Here is an 18,122-nt window from a genome sequence, read left to right on the forward strand (position 1 = left end):
TTTATTTTAATGTCATTTACTCCCTACAATATTCCACCTCAAGAAAATAAAGGAAAGTGGTTTAGGAGTCATTTACTTGGAAGGGAAATCGAACTTGGTGAATTATATAGTCTTGGAACAAACGATTTAGATTTGCTTATGGCGGAGACTGCAGAAATCAGAAGTGATCTCGATTTTAAGGAAAAAAATATTGGTAAATTTAGGACTGCAGGATATTTTTTGGAGTTAGCAAGAATAATTGAGAAAAGGAAGTTCTTAGAGACTTAGTTATAAGGAAAATAATTCTTTCTAGAATTTGTTGCCCATAATTCGTATTTATACATTAGGGATCTAAATTTTATATTATTTTCAAAGGAATCTAACCAATTTTTTATTGAGGGCTCCAAATAATTTGTTCTTTTTTGACTTTCACAAGCGATTTTAAATTGTCTTACGAAAGGCCAAATAGACCAATCAGCGATTGTAGGGTTATTCCCAAAAAAGTAGTTTTTTCCTGCAAGAAGGTTGTTCAGTCTTTTAATAAATTTATTCGCCTTCATGAAATGAAATTCTTCATTAATATTCTGATATCTTGTGGCGTATTTAAATCGATCTAAATGATATTTGAATTCGTTATCGTTTTCATTAATTATTTGAAAAATCTCTTCCTTTTTGTTTTCAGGAAAATAAATTAATTTAACATTTTCTTTTTTTGACTCTGAGAGTGCCCATAAGATGATTTCAAGGCTTTCTTCAATAACTTCACTATTTTTTTTTATAAGTATTGGAACTGTTTTTGTCTTTGATTTATTTAGAAAATCTACAGGTTTGTTTTTTAAATCAATTTCTCTTATCTCTACTTTTATTTCACAAATTAATAGCGCCCATCTAACACGAATTGCATATGGACATCTTCGAAATGAATATAAAATATCGTTTGTCATTTTGTAAAAACTTTTAATTTCCTTGATTCTTTTAGTATTATCTAAATAGGAACAATATCAATTTTACAACGCAAATGCCGGGATATGTTTACCTCATTAGAGTTGGAGAACTTTATAGAATTGGGAAAACGGATAATCTTGAAAAGAAAATTAAGAAATTAAAACCAGATGAATTATTAACATCAATTAAGACAAAGGAGCCAGAAACTCTTGAAGCAAGATTACTAAGAAAATATAAGTCACAAAGAATTCCTGAAACTGGTTATTTAAAGCTCTCTAAAAGACAAATTAGAGAATGCAAAAAGCAATTTGAATTAAAGGGAAGCTTGCCTCATACTTTAGATGCTGAAGTTTCTATTACTCTGTTTGCATCTTTTTTATTATTTTCATTAAGTTCCCTTATTTTTAATTACCTAAATTTTGGATTTGTAAAAGCTATTTCTTATTCTTTTGGAATGGCATCTCTACCAATGGTTGTATTGTTTATTACAGGTAGTTTTGGTGGATACTTTTCTGAAGATTTGTCTCTTTTTTCATTATTAACTAATCGAATAAAAGGTTTATTTATAGCAATTGCAATGCTCTCAATGGCTTACTTAATTTTCAATTTAGGTTAAATTTCATAATTACAATTTAAGGCAATTTCAAATGGAACTGATTGGGTAGGTAACTTCAGAATAGTAGAGCATATTTCCGCAATATCTTCAGGTTGTGTCATGCTTGATTTGTCTAAGGAAGAGATATTTTGGGCCATTTTTGTATTAACCCAGCTTGGACAAATTGCTGAAACCCTTATATTTTTATCCCAACCTTTATTTTTCATCGTTTGGCATAATCCCATCAAAGCAAACTTTGAAGAAGAATAAGCGGCTAAATCACCTTTAGATCTTTTCCCACTCATTGAAACTAAAACAATAATTCTTCCTCTGCCAGAGGTACATAAATGATCCCAAGAAAGCCTACATAAATTCCAAATTGCTAAAAAATTGATATTTAATGTATTTAAAATATCTTCTTCATCACCATCTTTGAATAAGAATGGAACTTTCGATAATACTCCAGAACAATTTATTACTGAATCAAATCCTCCAAATTCATCTTCTGTATTCTTTATCCAATTTTCGGCTGTAATTTTTTTTAATGCATCATAGTGATTGATTATAATTTTTCGTTCAGGCCATTTTTTTGGATCAATAGCGCTTCCTTTTAATGATTCTAAATCTCTGATGCCAACACTAATTCTATTGCCTTCTTTTAATTCTTTATGTGCAATATTTAGTCCAATACCTCTACTTGCTCCACTTATTAGTATGGTTCTCATTTTTAAACTATATGTTTGGAAATATTATCCTAAGTAACATTTTAAATTCTCTACCATGCATAATCATAAGACCTTTCTTTACACTCCATGGAGCTTTTAAAAACATTACGCACATCGCATATACAATCTCCTTTAAAGAAAGAGTATCAGTTAGAAAACCGTACCATTGATTTTTAGGTAGTTGGAAAAAACTACCAAAAAATTCTCTCAATAGTTTCTCGTCAAACCTCATGAGTTTTTCTAATCCAAATTGGTAAAGTGATTTCTTCCTAATTAATTCTTTTGACCATAAAGTTTCCCAACCTTTTCTAGCAATATGATAAGTACTTAGATTTTTGTTTTTAATTGCTTCTGAGACTGCCTTAGCGACGAGTGGAGCTCTTCTTAAAACATTACCAATTAAATATCCAGATGCAGGATGTACCATTGAAGCAGCTCCACCATATCCAAGTATTTGTTGCTTGAAATCTGGTATTGGCATATTCATAGGGAGAAATAAGCCAAGCTCTTCGTGCTGCATGCTTGTGATTGATATATTTCGATAAGAAAGCCTCTTCTCTAGTCTTTCTTTTAAATTTTCCATTGTTAGAGGATTTACTAAACCAAGAGATGTCTCTTCAAGAAAATATTTACCATCCCCCATATCCATGGCATAAAGAAAAGTGGGCGGTTCTTTTTTTTTCTCATCGTTAAGATGGTCATTTCTATAGTCCATTAATACAAACTGCCCTTTCTTAAGTGGAGGTTTACTAAAGTTACCTACTATTCCATAACAAGTTTGGACTGCTAAGGGACCACACGATTTTAATTTAAGAAAAACAGGATCATATCCTGTTGCATCTACTACTAATCTTGCAGAGTAAGTCTTGCCATCTTTTGTAGTTACTGTACTTTTGTATTTTTCAAAATGTATTTTGTTTGCAAAGCCTTGATGCCATTTTATAAAAGACTTATTGCATTCATTAAACCAATAATTGTGGAGTTTCTTCTTATCAAATAGTCCATAATCTAGTGAATGTTCCGTGGCTTTATTCTCGTCGTCCTTTTCTTCTAAAGCGCCATGCCCAAAAAAACTTACAGTATTCTTCCATCTATATTCAAGTAAATCCTGAAGCCCGAGTTGATCAACTTCTTTCCCCCAAATACCATATGTGTTTGGCCAAGGTTCATCTGGTCCATTTGGAGAAAGCACTTCAACATCTAATTTTTCCTTCCCTAAAGCTGAGGCAATTGCCATACCTGCAGGCCCTGCACCTAAAACAAGTACATCTGTCATATTTTCTTTTGACATTAAATATTAATCTTATGATTAAAGAAATTTATGGAACAAATTATTATTTCTGCGCCTAGGGTTATATATTTCATCCAATATTTGTAATGAGAGTAGATTAATAATAATCAAATTACTCAAATACTAGTGACTAAGTTTTCAGTGTTTTAACAATAATTTATAAGATTACAAAATAAAAAAAACTTACTTTATTTTTTTATCATTAAAAAAAAAATAGGAATTTAAATGATTAAAAATATAAATATTTTAATTACTGGAGGTAATTCAGGAATAGGTTTTTTTGCCATTATTAATTTACTGAAGAAGGAAAATATTCTATATATTGTAATAAAAAACGAATTTAGAAAGAATGAATTTCTCAAAAAAATTGAGAAATATTTTGATGAAAATTACCTTAGTAAATTTTTAAATATTATTGAAAATTGTGATCTTTCAGATTTAGAGAATATTAAAAAGATTAAAGATTACTTTATTAGTAAAAAAATTTTTTTAGATGTCGTTGTTTTAAATGCAGGATTGCAATATACAGGCTCTTTTTATCCTAAAGTATCAAAACAAGGCATAGAACTAACTTTTGCGGTAAATCATCTTGCACATTTTTACTTGGTAAATGTGCTGAAAGATTTTATTAGAAATAAAGAAGAATCTAGAATCATTATTACATCATCAGATGTCCACGACCCCAAAAGTTCAGGTGGCAATATAGGAAAGAAAGCGGGACTTAATAACCTAGTTGATTTTAGAAAAAAAGTAACTGGGCAATTTTTAAATTTTAATGCTGATGAAGCTTATAAAAATAGTAAGTTATGTAATATTTTGTTTGCTAAAGAACTTGAAAAAAAATTAAAAATATCCTCCAGTAAAATTTCTGTAATAACTTGGGCTCCTGGTCTAGTAATACCAAATGATCATTCGGGTTTTTTTAGATACAGTAAACGTTTTAATCTCTTTGGATATTTAATTTTTTCTAAAGCTGCAAAAAATATTTTAGGAATTTCTGAAAGCATAGAAAATGCTGGAAAGATTCTTTCCGAGATTGTCCTTAATGCAGATTTAAATAATGTTGGTTTCATATATTTAAGTAATAAACTTATAGCTAGAAAAAAACATAAATTAGTTGAAAGTAACGTTAGTGATGAAGCAAATAGTGATGAGTTGTCTTCAAAACTTTGGTTTTTAAGTGAAGATATTTGCAGATCATTTGGATTTGTTACTCTCAATATTTAAGGTTTGTGTTGGGAATGCAAACTCTATATTATTGATTGCAAATTCCTCAATAATTTTTAAATTTATAGATTGTTGAGCTTCCATTGCGGCAAGATAATTATTGGTTGGTATGTAATAAACAAGTTCGAAATTAAGACTAAAGTCACCAAAATCTGTGAAATGACACCTATCAAAAGAAGCATCTTTTGTCTCTTCAACTATTTTTTTTATTATTATTGGAATCAATTTCATAAGTTTTGGAGAGGTTTCATAAACAACTCCTAATTTATGCACTAACCTTCTTTTTTCCATTTGTGCGTAATTTGAAATGATCCCATTTGTAAGGGCGCTGTTGCTCATTACTATTACTTCTCCATTGATACTTCTTATTCTTGAGGATCTTACTCCGACCCTCTCAACCATTCCAAGGACGCCATCAGATTTTATAAACTCACCTTTTTGAAAAGGTTTATCAAGCAAAATTGTTATGTATTCAAAAAACTCCTGAACTGGATCTTTCAAAGCTAATCCTGCGCCAATACCCCCTGCACTGAGTAGAGCCCAAATAGCAGTCATTTGAACTCCTATATTTTGTAAGAAAAAGATTGAACCAATAGTCCATGTTAATGCTTTTATTAAAGGAGTAAGTGAAGATATCATTGAACTGATTGAGGAATCATTAATTTTCGATGTCGATTCTGTTAAAGATCTTATTAAAACTTTGTTGAGAGCTTTTATAATTATTATCAATATAAATAATTTCAGAATATTCAATAATACAGAGATAAAATTTATTTCATCAGCAAAAAAGTAGTCAATTGAAAAATAAAATGAGAGGAGAAAACCTATTGGTTTAATAATTCCAGAGATGACCTCAAAAATAAAATCATCAAAATTTGTTTTTGTACGTTTGGTGATCTTTTTGAAGAATATTTTTGAAACTTTAGAAATTATTATCGAAAATAAAATTCCAATAAAAAAAATAGATATTGCCAGAAGGAAGTTTTCAGTAACTAATTTCATATCCAAATAGAACTTAAAAATTTATCTTTAATAAAATTTTAAATTATCTCTAGATAACAAACCAGTCTTGATTTTTCTTTATCTAATTATTATATTTCTAATTTCTTTAAATTCTTTTCTATCCGCAGTTTTGCATAATTCAAAAATTATTGATTCAGTAGTAGTTAAGATCGCCCCCTTCTGAATCATTCTCTTCAATGCTATTTCATGATCTACCCTATTTCGACTGCTCATAGCATCTGATACCAGAATAACTTCAAATCCTTTTTGTAAACAATCTAAGGCTGTTTGTTGAATACAAATATGCGTTTCGATACCACAAACTATCAAATTTGTAATTTTCTTATTTTTAAGTTCTTCTAAAAACCCTTTTATATTGGCTAGGCTAAATTCCATTTTCTCAATTTTTTTAAATCCATTTTTGGGCAATAATTCAGGTATCGTTGTACCCAATTTGAATGGGTTCTGTTCAGATAAAAAAATATTTTCTTCTAAAATTTGGTATGCATCTATTAGCTTTTTGATGTTTTTGGTTATTAAATCCTTTTTAAATATTGCTCTTATAATTTTTTCCTGAACATCTATGATTAGTAAAGCATTCACTTTTGGTGATAGTTTGTCAGAAGATTTTCCATGCCCCTTCATCATTTGTATTCAAAGATATATTTAACATAGTATTTTGAACAACTTTAGTAAACATTTTAAATCAAAAAGTTGTTTTACTCTCATCTATAGTTATTATTGAGAATAGCCATGGGTTAATTGTTGTCATTATCCTCTCAATACAATGTCATCACATCTCCCCTAGGAGACGGTTTACATAAAGATGGGAAGAGGTTAACTCCTCAAAGGCTTAAGGTTCTTAATTTATTTGAAAATATTGGTTCTGGAAAGCATCTAAGTGCTGAAGAGGTACATGAAAAGTTAGTTAAATCAAGCTCCAAAGTTTCACTTGCAACAATTTATAGAACTTTAAGACTTTTAGTGCAAATGGGTTTGCTTCATGAATTAGAACTCAGTGAGGGCGGACACAGATATGAGTTGCTTAGTAATGAAACACCTGATCATCATCATTTAATTTGTATTAGGTGTGGTAGAACAGAAGAATTCGAAAATGAAGAAGTTTTAGAAGCAGGCAAAGTTGCAGCAAAAATTAATGGGTTTAAACTAATTGAATCCTCTTTAAACGTAAGAGCTATATGTCCTAATTGCGTTTAGCAGATTTTAACTTAAAGTCCCTCCGCAACTTGATCCTGCACCTGCAGTACAGGCAAAACAATGTTCTTTTACAGCTACCCTGTAGTCAAAAGTAAATGACTCATCCAAAAGATCAAAAAGTGTCTTTGGTCCTTTATTGTCTCGGAAATTTATCTGTTGATTAAAGTCACAATCATAAATTTCTCCAAGCCAATTTACACTAATAGTTTTTTTGCACATAAGATTTTCTAAATTATTTTCATTAAAATTTTCTTTTAGTAATTTGTAATAAATATTTAGTTTGCCTTCTCTTCTTAGAGATTCTTCATATCTATTTATTGGCATATTAGTTATTGTGTATAAGTTATTAAAAACAATATTATATTTTTCGAATAGTATTTTTTTATAATCTTTTTCCAATATTTTCTGAGAGGGTGGAAGAATTGGGCTTACAGGATTGTAAACAAGATTTAATTGCAATCCATTTTCTTTCTTTCCATAGCCTAGATCATTAAGAATTTTTATAGCATTAATACTTTTTTCAAAAACCCCAATACCCCTTTGAAACTCAACATTATCTTTTTCATAACATGGTAGCGAAGCAGTAACTATTACATTATTCTTTGCAAGAAATTGAGGAAGATCTTCATAACCTTCTTCAAAGAAAATTGTTAAATTGCATCTATCAATAATATCAATTTGTTTTGTGCTCAAACTAGCTATTAGGGTTTTAAATTCTGGGTGAAGTTCTGGCGCGCCACCTGTTATATCTAAAGTCTTGATTTTGTACTTATCAATTATTTTTGGAATGAGAGATATTATCTCATTGGACATTTTTTCAGTCCTTAGAGGACTTGAATTAACATGACAATGCTTACAAGCCTGATTGCATTTATAACCTATATTGATTTGCAATGTTTCTATAGGTTCTTTATATATTGTGGGGAATTTTTCTTTCATGAATCTATTATTTATAAATTGTCATTTGAAAATTCAAAAGTCAACTATTTTTTTTAAAGTTTGATCTCTTATTAGCAAGTTCAATAAACCAACTTATATATTCTTTGGGACCATTTTGAAAAACCAAGTCAAACTTTAAGTTGTCATAAAGATCGCTGATCCCTGTTAAACCAGTTTTTTTTGTAGAAGGTCTTTCCACTTCCCCAGAACTACTATCTACAAAAATTATTTTATTATTAATACCAAATTCATTACCTAATATTTGTATAAATTCTAAAAAAGATCTGTCACTTCCTCCTCTCAAATAATTATTTTCATTAGTTTTTTTTTTTGATGTTATTGTATCACCAACTCCTACTATCAAGGGCATATCTTCTGTTTGAATATTACTTTTGCATAAATCAATTTTTCCCATAATTGAATTTGGAGAGTTTCTAAAATTAAAACTTCTTCCAAAAGGAGCTTTACCAGTTTTATCCTCAATAAATTTATTTAAAAGAAATAAGACTCCAGAATCTTTAACTGCTCCTTTAATAAGTAATTGTATGTCTGTTGATCCAATATCATCTTTAGAAGAAAGTTTAATTCTTTCTTTACCATTTTTATTTCCTAAATTTGGCGAAATATGCAGGAAAAATGAGTTCTCTAAGCCTTCGGATTCAGCTTTAAAGATGATTTCATTCATCATTTTTTCAAAACTAATTTGAATAAGCTTTCTTTTATCAGAATCATTTTTAACTAAATCAAATAGACTATTGAAATTAATCGTTGGCGAAAAGCGTGTTTCACATATTGATTTTTCTGCGTGAAAATTGATGTCTTCTTGGCTAAGTTCAGGAAAAATATTTTTAACTATAAAATTAAACTTTGGTCTTATTAGGCTAGGTACTTTAGATAAAAAATTTAGTTCTTTTTCTGAGACTCCTTCAAAACTTATCTCACCATTATTATCTTGATACTCTACTCCACAGGCTGCTAAACCTCTTAAATATAGTTCTTTGTTTTTTGGCTCAGTAGTGCTTCTTAAACTTCTTTCTATTATTCTGTTAACCCCTCTTGGACCTTCATGTTCCCCGCAAGTTAATACAAAGAATTCCTCTGCAAATTCTTTTACTGCATAGATATATTTCGATTCTAATTCTCTAGTCATTGGATCTTTAACTAAAGGGATGCAAACTCCGTCAATATCTTGAATAATTAAAATATTTTTAGAAGAAATTAATTGTTTTTGTGCCTTTAAATTACTTTTCATATATTCCATATTTATAATTATTTCTCTTTTAATTTAATTTCTATATATCAGTGAAATTATAAATTAAAAAATTCAATATTTACAATAAATAATTTGCTATGGTCAAGAATTGCATTAATGTAGAAAAATGTTGGTATGGGCTAGAAATTAAAAAATTATCAAGAATTTCCAAAAATGAAAAATAATTTTATAGAAAATCTAAATGATGAAAAATATTTTTATTCATTTATTGAAGATTTAGAGAACAGCAAAGTTGGATTCTACAGTGTTGGTTTATATCCTGCATCATTAGCATATAACTGTGCTATGCATGGAAATTCAAATAATATTCTCTTAGCTCCTAGGGAAGATAGAGATTTGTTAGGCGCTTTCTCAAATGATGTCCTTTCTGATATGGATAATGAGGCTATTGAAAAGATTAAGAGAATGGGACATTATTCTTCAGAGGGAATAAGAAAGTCTTTTGATCTAAAAGATCTTCTTTTGGAATGTAAAATTGTTATTCTTTCTTCAAACAGTAACCACATACAAGATGATGTTAAATATGCTTTAAAACTTAGAAAAACTTTAAAAAGAGAAAATGTGGTAATTGGCTGTCTCGTTGGTTCTTTTTGCATTGATAATAAAAACAAAAACCCCTTTATTCTCTGTAATAAATATCCAAATTTAGCTTTTTTTACAGGATTTCATCGTCACGGAGCTTTAAGAAATCCAAATGATAGTTTTACTGCGAATTTCTGCCATCCTGATGCCCTAACTGCTTTAATAGGGGCTCGAATTTTGAATCAATTGTCACCAAAAATCCAAGTTTCTCCAGGAGTTCATAATATTGAATGTCAATACATAAAATCAATAAAAAATATATCATCCATATTTGCAGGTTTTGTAAATAACTTTCATTCCGATAAGCCAGGGATGCTACCTACCATTAATACGATTTTGTTAACACAATGTTTAGATCAGGCCGCATCAGTATCATTACAAGTTAGAAAAGAAAATCAATATAACAATAAATATATTTCATTAAAGGAACTTGGATATGGTGAAGAAATAATTAGTGCAAAGGAAAAAATTAATGATAAATTTTTCGAAAAAGGGGATTATACTTTTTCTCAATTAAATGCTGTTAAGGCTGATGTCTTAGGGAGTATGACTTTACCAACTGAAGGAAAACCAACACGGAATTTCCAAGCAGGACAAGTTTTATCAGATATGCTTTTGCAACTCAATAGATGTCCAAAAGATGTCTCAGAATTTATAAATTGGTGTAAAAAATACTCACTCAGTCAAGGAGGTTTAGAAGGTCTAAAATCTTTAAAATTTTGGCCAGATATTTATAAAGAATTCAAAATCAAAAATAATAATTGTTCAATGATTAATCTTATTTATTTATGTTTTAATGCTAATTCAGAAGAAAAAAAAGAAATTTATAAGGTTTTAATTAGTTCAGAAGAGATTACTAATTTTTGCCAAGAATCTGTGAAATCTGAATTATCTTTAGAACTAAATGAAAAATTAAAAGGAGATTATCTTTTTAATGATATTGAAAACCTTTATGATAAATTGTTTATTAAAAAAGAGGAAAATGATATTAAAAAAAATGAATATAGTAATCAAATTTCTAAAAAATATCCAAGCTATATCAATGTATTGAAAATTATCAATAATTATTTTAATAATTGATTGTTTATTTAATTTGCTAAAAAGCTAAGTTCTTTATTTATTTACTAATATTGATTGCGGGGTTAGACTTATTATGATTTTAAAAGTATTTTTTTGAAAAAGGAATTATCACATCGTTCTCATGAACTGAAAGCTCTTGGCTGGAATCAAGAAGACTTGACAAGATACGAAGATTTATGGGACTACAGTCAAAGATGGGGATTAATAAATTTAGAAAGAGAAGATAGACAGTTTTTAAAGAAAGCAGAAAAGTTACTCCCAAAGATCCAAAATAAAAAGACATCCGTAAAAAAAACTATTGAAGAAAAATCATATTATTTATGGTTAAATTTTTACCTCGATGAAATTAATATTTTTAGTAATTCTAATCTTCCAAAAAATAAACATGGTGTTTGGAAACTCCTAATTGAAGAGGAAATAAAACTTCTTAAGGAATTACAACCAGTTATGGGTCTTCCAGATACTTTAAAAGCCAAGAATCTATTCGAAAATAGAAAAGAGCTAATCAATAAAGCTTTTAGCGAATTTGACGCTAAAAACAACGATAAGGTTTTCAATTTTGATGAGGTTCTAAACAACTCAGAAAAAGATGTTGGTAAGAATTGGAAATCAATTACTGAAAAAGATCCTGAGGCTAATAAAACTTTTCCAATAATTGATTCTGCAAATATTGAGAAACTTAGATCGGAGATAAAAGAGGATTTGAGTTTATATATGAAAGATAATTACCCTTCATTAAAAAAGGATTTATAAATATTTATCTTTTTTTTGTTTTTTTTTTGTACATTTTTAAGTTAAATAGATAATAGGATTATTTAAAAATTTTGAGCAACCAAAAGTTCGAGACTCTTCAGTTACATGCAGGTCAGGTACCTGATCCAACTACAAATTCTAGAGCAGTACCCATTTATCAAACTAGTTCCTATGTCTTTGATAATGCCGAGCATGGAGCGAATCTTTTTGGATTAAAAGAATTTGGAAATATTTATACTCGACTTATGAATCCCACCACAGATGTTTTCGAAAAAAGGATGGCAGCTTTGGAAGGAGGTATGGCAGCACTTGCAACATCTTCAGGTCAAGCTGCTCAATTCTTGACAATCGTGAACTGCATGACAGCAGGGGATAATTTTGTCTCTACATCTTTTCTCTATGGTGGGACCTACAATCAATTTAAAGTACAATTTCCAAGATTAGGAATAGAAGTTAAATTTGCTGATGGTGATAGTGTCGATAGTTTTAGAAATAAAATTGATGATAAAACCAAAGCAATTTATGTAGAATCAATGGGAAACCCTCGGTTCAATATCCCAGATTTTGAGGGACTCTCTGCTCTGGCGAAGGAAAATGGAATTCCCTTAATAGTGGATAATACCCTTGGTGCAGGTGGTGCTTTAATAAGACCAATTGATTTTGGAGCCGATGTTGTTGTAGAAAGTGCAACAAAATGGATCGGTGGTCATGGGACAAGTATCGGAGGGGTTATTGTTGATGCAGGCACCTTTGATTGGGGAAATGGTAAATTTCCACTAATGAGTGAGCCAAGCGCTGCTTATCATGGGCTCGTTCATTGGGATGCTTTTGGTTTTGGTAGTGATATCTGCAAATCTTTGGGAGTACCTGATAATAGAAATATAGCTTTTGCGTTAAGAGCAAGACTCGAATGCCTGCGAGACTGGGGATCCGCTCAAAGCCCTTTTAATTCTTTCTTGTTATTACAGGGTTTGGAAACTCTAAGTTTAAGAATAGAAAGACAAACTTCTAATGCTCTTGAATTAGCAAAATGGTTGGATTCTAATTCTAATGTAAGTAGTGTTAATTACCCTGGCCTTGAATCTGATCCATATTACTTAAGTGCCAAAAAATATACTACTGGAAGGGGAATGGGTTGCATGCTTATGTTCTCTCTTGATGGGGGTTATGAAAATGCAGTGAAATTTATCGATTCCTTAAAATTAGCCAGCCACCTTGCTAACGTAGGTGATTCAAAAACATTAGTAATTCATCCGGCTTCAACAACTCATCAGCAATTATCTGAAGAAGAACAATTATCTGCAGGCGTTACTCCCACGATGGTAAGAGTTTCTGTAGGAATTGAGCATATTGATGATATAAAAGCAGATTTCGAACAAGCACTTTCACAAATTACATAGGAAAGGAGATTTATTGGCTTTAATAATTCCTAGCAACTATCACAAGATAAGGGATGTTGAGAAAAATCATATATCCTGGATCGAACCAGAATTAGCAAAAAGACAGGATATACGTCCTCTTAGGATTGGTATATTGAATATCATGCCTCTTGGCAAGCAGTATGAATTTAACTTACTACATCCACTTGGGTTATCTCCTCTTCAAATTGAGCCAGTTTGGATAAAGCTTGAAACTCACTCTTATAAAACGTGGGATCTTAATCATCTAAATAATCTATACATAACTTGGGAAGAAGCAAATAATCCAGAACCGTTAGATGGAATCATTATTACTGGAGCACCTATTGAACACCTACCATTTGAGGAGGTTAAGTATTGGAATGAATTTGTGAAAATTGTAAATGAAGCCAGAAATTCTTGTGCGAGTACTCTTGGATTATGTTGGGCGGGCTTCGCGCTAGCTTATTTGGCAGGGGTTCATAAGCATGTTTTTGATAGGAAATTATTTGGGGTATTCCCTTTAAAAAGTCTTGTTCCTGGTCACCCTTTGATGGGTACACAAGATGATGAATTTATATGTCCTCAAAGTAGATTTGCGGGATTACCAGATTTGGAAATGGAGAATGCCCAAAAAGAAGGGAAATTGAATTTGTTGGCCTATGGAGAAAAAGTTGGATATACAATATTTGAATCTAATGATCAAAAACAACTTATGCATTTAGGTCATCCTGAATATACTGTGCATAGAATTATTAGTGAAATTGAAAGAGACAAAGAAAAGGGAGATGTTCCTCCTCCTGAAAATTTTGATCTAAATAGTTCAAAAACCGCTTGGAGATCTCATAGGAATTTGCTTTTTCAGCAATGGCTTTGGTTTTGTTATCAACAAGTAAGTCTTAATTAACTTTTTTAATGAGCGCTTTCAATACCACCTAGTCTTTCAAATAAGTTAAGACTTTCTTTATTTAATCCTACAATTTCAACTTTAGAACCACCATTCTGGAATTTTCTAATAATTTGCTCAAGAGCAACAACGCCACTTTGATCCCAAATATGAGCTAAAGACATATCAATTACAATATTTTCAGGATGTTCATGAATATCAAATCCTTGTAAAAAATAAATTTTACTTACAAAAAATAATTGTCCTTTTATTTTGTAGGTAATCAAATTATTTTCTTTAGCTCTTGAGACAGTTATAACTTTTGCGACTTTTCTGCTGAAAAGAATTGCAGCTAATGCAACTCCTGCAATAACTCCAAGTGCAAGATTATGAGGTTTTGTAAGCATTGTGACTGCAAATGTCATAAGCATTACTGCAGTATCGCTTTTAGGTATCTTTCTAATATTTTTTAATCCATTTATATCTGCTGTACTTATTGCGATCGTTATCATGATTGCTACTAAAGCAGCCATTGGTATTGCTCCAATCCAAGACTTCAAGAGGATAATCATAATAAGTAAAGATATACCTGAGGAGAGGGTTGATAATCTAGATTTGCCACCATTTTCAGTATTCATTACAGATTGCCCAACTAAGGCACATCCTGCCATTCCACCAAATAAGGATGCCACAATATTGGAGATTCCCTGTCCTCTTGCTTCTTTATTTTTATTAGAACTTGTATCAGTTACATCGTCTAAGATATCTTGAGTTAAAAAGGTTTCCATTAAACCAACGAGAGATATTGCAAGTGAAGTTGGTAAAATTACCCCTAATGTTTCAAGACTAAAAGGTACTTTCCCATTTTCTATTGATCCAAAAGGAAGAGAAATACTTGGTAATCCATCAGGTAATTTACCCAAATCGCTAACTGTTGGTACATCTAGATTAAAGAATATGCTTATAAGAGTAATCACCACTATTGCGATAAGTTGAGATGGGACTACTTTTGTGATTTTTGGAAGCCCATAGATAATTACTAATCCTAGGATTACAAGAATCCAAACTACTGGAATCTGAGAGTTAACTGGATATTGACTTATAGTTTGTTCAACTAATCCTTTTGATTCTTTAATACCTATTCCTAACTGAGGTAGTTGTGCTTGAAATATTAAAAGTGCTAATGCATTTACAAATCCACTTAATACTCCTGTTGGCACGAATCGCATTTGGTAAGCGAGTCTTAAATATCCCCAAAGAATTTGGAATATTCCAGTTAATATTCCAGCTGCAATAAGATAGGGGACTCCTAATCCAGGAGCTTTTGATTCTCCATAAGCAACAAGTCCAGTCATTAAAAGAGCTGTTGAACCTGTGGCTGAAGTGATCATACCCCTTCTTCCTCCAACAATCGCAATTGTTATAGATAAGCAAAATGCACCAAAAAGGCCAACTTTAGGATCTACACCAGCTATACCTGAAAAAGCAATTGCTTCTGGGATCATTGCAAAAGCAACAACTAAGCCAGAGAGAATATTTGACTTTGGATCATCTAACCAATTTTTTGATAAATATCTTGAGAAATTTGACATTTTAAGTTTCTTTATAATTAAGAAGTTACCTCATAAAGGAGGCAAAATACCTTGTGGGTCAAAAATATTCTTTAAAGTTTTTAATTCATTCATTCTATTTCCGAAGGCTAATTTAATTTCTTCTTCATGAGAATTCAAATGATTATGCAATTGGGCTAAGTGAATATTTGGATAAAACCTTTTTAGCTTGCTCCATGATTTATAAATCCATTCCAGAGCGACTTTTTTTTCCTGAAGATCATTTTTTTTCCATGATGCATATATCCATGGTTTCCAAGTACTTTTTCTATGAACAAAAAAGCTTGAGCCATGATTTAACTTTTTAGTTTTGCCACCTAATTGTTGAGAAGCAATATAACAGGAATTATTAGGTTTATTATCCATTATTTCACTCAAACATTTTATGAAAATTGGGATATCATTTTTTAAATCTTCTCCAAGAAGACTAATTACTTCAGAATGGTTATTTGCATTCAGCTCATATAAATTCAATTCCCTTGGAAAAAAATTAATTTTGTTAAAGTTCTCATAAAATTTTTTTTCTAAGGCTGGAAATTTGTCTAGAAACATTAAGTATTCTTCTGTTCTTTTATCCTCTAAATTATTTTTGAGTTCAGCAAAAATATATATATAGATTTTTTGGGCATAAATCCATTGAAGACTAATATTTTCTGGAAATTCCTCTGATAGTTTTATTATTTCTGAAAGTTCATTTAGATTTACAAATCCTTCAATAACCTTTATTGGATTAGATTGGATAGTCTTAAGTTCTATTTCGGTAATAATTGAAAAGAAGGGTGCTGCGCCTTTAATTGCTTCCCAAATCAATTTTTCTTTTGGATTTATTTGATTTTTTTTTAAAGAAATAAATGTGCCATTTCCCAAGAAACCTTTAATTGATTCAATATTATCAATGGCTAATCCGTAGGCTCTACTGAGCGGGCTTACTCCACCAGTAAGTATATAGCCTGCTCCAGGCAGTTTAGAAAGTCCGATTGGAAAACTTCGATTATGTTTTTGTAAATGATTTAGTAGATCCCCCATTATTACTCCTCCTCCAATTGTTACTAAATTGGTTTTTCTATCTAGTTGAATATTGCTGTAATTTTTTCTTAGATCAAGAGTTGTAAAACCATTTTTTGCACAGCTAGAGGTTGTACCTCCACTACATACGCAAAGGTGCTTGAATTCTTCATTAGAATAGTTATCTCCATAAAACAAGGAGTCTTCAACGTCATAAATTACTTTCTTTAATTTTGCATCCTTTGAGTTAATATTAGGAACTTCTAGCAAGTTTTTTTTTTCACTACATTATATTGTTCTTTACTATTATGGTATAAGTAATAATTTGAATTTGGATAATTTAGACTCGAAGTTAAGTAATCAAGTCGCGATACTTATTTGTGGACACGGGAGTAGAAATAAACTAGCCATTACTGAATTTCAAGAATTAACTAATTTAATCCAAAAAAGATATCCAAACTTTTTAGTTGAATATGGTTTCTTGGAATTTGCTAAACCTTCGATTGTTGATGCTTTAGACAAGTTAAAAGATCTTTCTATAAAGAAAATAATTGCAATACCTGCAATGCTTTTCGCTGCTGGCCATGTAAAAAATGATATACCTAGCCTGCTTATGAATTATTCAAGTAAAACAGGAATTGAAATAATTTATGGAAGAGAATTAGGTATTAATAATTTAATGATTAGTGCAGCTTGTGAAAGAGTCAAAGATGTATTTAAACAAAATAATAATCTCAAACCTGAAGAATCATTATTAGTTGTTGTAGGTAGAGGCTCTTCTGACCCAGATGCGAATTCCAATGTTTCAAAAATTACGAGAATGATCGTAGAGGGTATTGGTTTAGGATGGGGGGAAACAGTTTTTTCTGGAGTAACTTTCCCTCTTGTTGAACCTGGCTTGAACAATGTTGTGAGACTTGGTTATAAAAATATAATTGTTTTCCCTTATTTCCTTTTCTCAGGTGTCCTTGTTACAAGAATAAAAAGGCAAAGTGATTTAGTTGCGATTAATAATCCAAATATTTCATTTATACATGCAAAATATCTTTCTTCGCAGTCTTATGTGGTCGACACTTTTGTAGAAAGGATTGAAGAGATTCTTAATAACAAAGGTAATAATTTCATGAATTGCTCAACTTGTAAATATAGATCAAATTTATTTGGCTTTGAGAAAGAAGTTGGAATGGTACAAGAAAGTCATCATGACCATGTAGAGGGCTTGGGTATCAGCTGTGATTTATGTGATCCTGAATGTAATGGTGCTTGTGAAATACAAAATCAAATCCCAACTCATAATCAGGAAAAATCAGACACAGTAGGAGGTGATTACTTAGAACATGAACATGTAGAGGCGCATCAACATGAACATAATCACCATCACCATCACCATAGTATTTACCCAAATTCAAAACACCCTTTAGGACCTGTCACGCTTCGCTTGCCTGATAAAGACTAAATCTTAAGAAAATCCGTTGAAAACAATGAATCACCTGTCTCTTTCTCGACTAAGTCTTAATAGACTCAGTACATATAAGTATTCTTAATGTAAAATCGTGAAAGTATTTTGAGCTAGATTTTCCACAATTTGCAGGTTGTTTTCCACGTCCAAATCCAC

Annotated in this window: 18 protein-coding genes; 9 read left to right on the plus strand and 9 right to left on the minus strand. The window is 30.7% G+C overall.

Annotation, left to right across the window (positions count from 1 at the left end):
• Positions 1–9: 9 nt before the first annotated feature.
• Complete coding sequence (locus EW14_RS03290; protein WP_042850076.1) at positions 10–267, plus strand: hypothetical protein; 258 nt, start codon at positions 10–12, stop codon at positions 265–267.
• On the opposite strand, the gene EW14_RS03295 is transcribed toward EW14_RS03290, so the two are convergent.
• Positions 264–923 (minus strand): glutathione S-transferase N-terminal domain-containing protein, encoded by a 660-nt coding sequence (locus EW14_RS03295; RefSeq protein ID WP_042850078.1) that lies wholly within the window; start codon positions 921–923, stop codon positions 264–266. The two genes, EW14_RS03290 and EW14_RS03295, sit on opposite strands and share 4 nt — an antisense overlap.
• Before the next feature lie 74 nt (positions 924–997).
• On the opposite strand from EW14_RS03295, the gene EW14_RS03300 reads away from it, so the two are divergent.
• A complete protein-coding gene (locus EW14_RS03300; protein WP_042850079.1) occupies positions 998–1,540 on the plus strand; it encodes a GIY-YIG nuclease family protein in 543 nt (180 codons plus the stop codon).
• Here the strand turns inward: EW14_RS03300 and EW14_RS03305 are convergent.
• Together EW14_RS03305 and crtL are read right to left on the minus strand one after the other, a co-directional pair.
• On the minus strand, positions 1,537–2,244 hold the full coding sequence (locus EW14_RS03305; protein WP_042850080.1) for an SDR family NAD(P)-dependent oxidoreductase: 708 nt from the start codon (positions 2,242–2,244) through the stop codon (positions 1,537–1,539). The genes EW14_RS03300 and EW14_RS03305 overlap by 4 nt on opposite strands.
• A 7-nt stretch (positions 2,245–2,251) precedes the next feature.
• Entirely contained in the window at positions 2,252–3,535 is a 1,284-nt protein-coding gene (crtL, locus tag EW14_RS03310) for a lycopene beta cyclase (protein WP_042850082.1), read from the minus strand.
• A gap of 225 nt (positions 3,536–3,760) precedes the next feature.
• Between crtL and EW14_RS03315 the strand changes: the two genes are divergently transcribed.
• Entirely contained in the window at positions 3,761–4,762 is a 1,002-nt protein-coding gene (locus EW14_RS03315; protein ID WP_042850084.1) for an SDR family NAD(P)-dependent oxidoreductase, read from the plus strand.
• On the opposite strand, the gene EW14_RS03320 is transcribed toward EW14_RS03315, so the two are convergent.
• Positions 4,733–5,764 (minus strand): mechanosensitive ion channel family protein, encoded by a 1,032-nt coding sequence (locus tag EW14_RS03320; protein WP_042850085.1) that lies wholly within the window; start codon positions 5,762–5,764, stop codon positions 4,733–4,735. The two genes, EW14_RS03315 and EW14_RS03320, sit on opposite strands and share 30 nt — an antisense overlap.
• A 78-nt stretch (positions 5,765–5,842) precedes the next feature.
• Positions 5,843–6,409, minus strand: a complete 567-nt coding sequence (locus EW14_RS03325; RefSeq protein WP_042850086.1) for a hydrolase — start codon at positions 6,407–6,409, stop codon at positions 5,843–5,845.
• A 120-nt stretch (positions 6,410–6,529) separates the two neighbouring features.
• On the opposite strand from EW14_RS03325, the gene EW14_RS03330 reads away from it, so the two are divergent.
• A complete protein-coding gene (locus EW14_RS03330) occupies positions 6,530–6,982 on the plus strand; it encodes a Fur family transcriptional regulator (RefSeq protein WP_042850087.1) in 453 nt (150 codons plus the stop codon).
• Positions 6,983–6,988: 6 nt separating this feature from the next.
• On the opposite strand, the gene arsS is transcribed toward EW14_RS03330, so the two are convergent.
• Positions 6,989–7,921 (minus strand): arsenosugar biosynthesis radical SAM (seleno)protein ArsS, encoded by a 933-nt coding sequence (arsS, locus tag EW14_RS03335; RefSeq protein WP_042850088.1) that lies wholly within the window; start codon positions 7,919–7,921, stop codon positions 6,989–6,991.
• Positions 7,922–7,961: 40 nt separating this feature from the next.
• Positions 7,962–9,182, minus strand: a complete 1,221-nt coding sequence (gene stpA, locus EW14_RS03340) for a glucosylglycerol 3-phosphatase (RefSeq protein ID WP_042850089.1) — start codon at positions 9,180–9,182, stop codon at positions 7,962–7,964.
• A gap of 165 nt (positions 9,183–9,347) precedes the next feature.
• Here stpA and EW14_RS03345 point away from each other — a divergent pair, with 165 nt between their 5' ends.
• From EW14_RS03345 to EW14_RS03360, 4 genes are all read left to right on the plus strand, one after another.
• Complete coding sequence (locus EW14_RS03345) at positions 9,348–10,856, plus strand: hypothetical protein (RefSeq protein ID WP_042850090.1); 1,509 nt, start codon at positions 9,348–9,350, stop codon at positions 10,854–10,856.
• A gap of 93 nt (positions 10,857–10,949) precedes the next feature.
• Entirely contained in the window at positions 10,950–11,609 is a 660-nt protein-coding gene (locus EW14_RS03350) for a hypothetical protein (RefSeq protein ID WP_042850091.1), read from the plus strand.
• Positions 11,610–11,680: 71 nt separating this feature from the next.
• The gene (locus tag EW14_RS03355; RefSeq protein WP_042850092.1) at positions 11,681–13,009 is read left to right on the plus strand and encodes an O-acetylhomoserine aminocarboxypropyltransferase/cysteine synthase family protein; all 1,329 of its coding nucleotides are present in this window, start codon (positions 11,681–11,683) and stop codon (positions 13,007–13,009) included.
• Between the two features lie 13 nt (positions 13,010–13,022).
• Positions 13,023–13,913: a homoserine O-succinyltransferase gene (locus tag EW14_RS03360; protein WP_042850093.1), complete on the plus strand. Its 891-nt coding sequence runs from the start codon at positions 13,023–13,025 to the stop codon at positions 13,911–13,913.
• 5 nt (positions 13,914–13,918) lie between these two features.
• Here the strand turns inward: EW14_RS03360 and EW14_RS03365 are convergent, their stop codons facing one another.
• Positions 13,919–15,484 carry a SulP family inorganic anion transporter gene (locus EW14_RS03365; RefSeq protein WP_042850094.1) on the minus strand — a complete coding sequence of 522 codons (1,566 nt, stop codon included), beginning with the start codon at positions 15,482–15,484 and terminating at the stop codon, positions 13,919–13,921.
• A gap of 30 nt (positions 15,485–15,514) precedes the next feature.
• Positions 15,515–16,777 carry an FAD-binding protein gene (locus EW14_RS03370; protein WP_042850095.1) on the minus strand — a complete coding sequence of 421 codons (1,263 nt, stop codon included), beginning with the start codon at positions 16,775–16,777 and terminating at the stop codon, positions 15,515–15,517.
• Between the two features lie 55 nt (positions 16,778–16,832).
• On the opposite strand from EW14_RS03370, the gene EW14_RS03375 reads away from it, so the two are divergent.
• Positions 16,833–17,963: a sirohydrochlorin chelatase gene (locus EW14_RS03375; RefSeq protein ID WP_042850096.1), complete on the plus strand. Its 1,131-nt coding sequence runs from the start codon at positions 16,833–16,835 to the stop codon at positions 17,961–17,963.
• The last annotated feature ends 159 nt before the right edge of the window (positions 17,964–18,122 follow it).

It is taken from the genome of Prochlorococcus sp. MIT 0604, assembly GCF_000757845.1.
GTDB lineage: Bacteria > Cyanobacteriota > Cyanobacteriia > PCC-6307 > Cyanobiaceae > Prochlorococcus_A.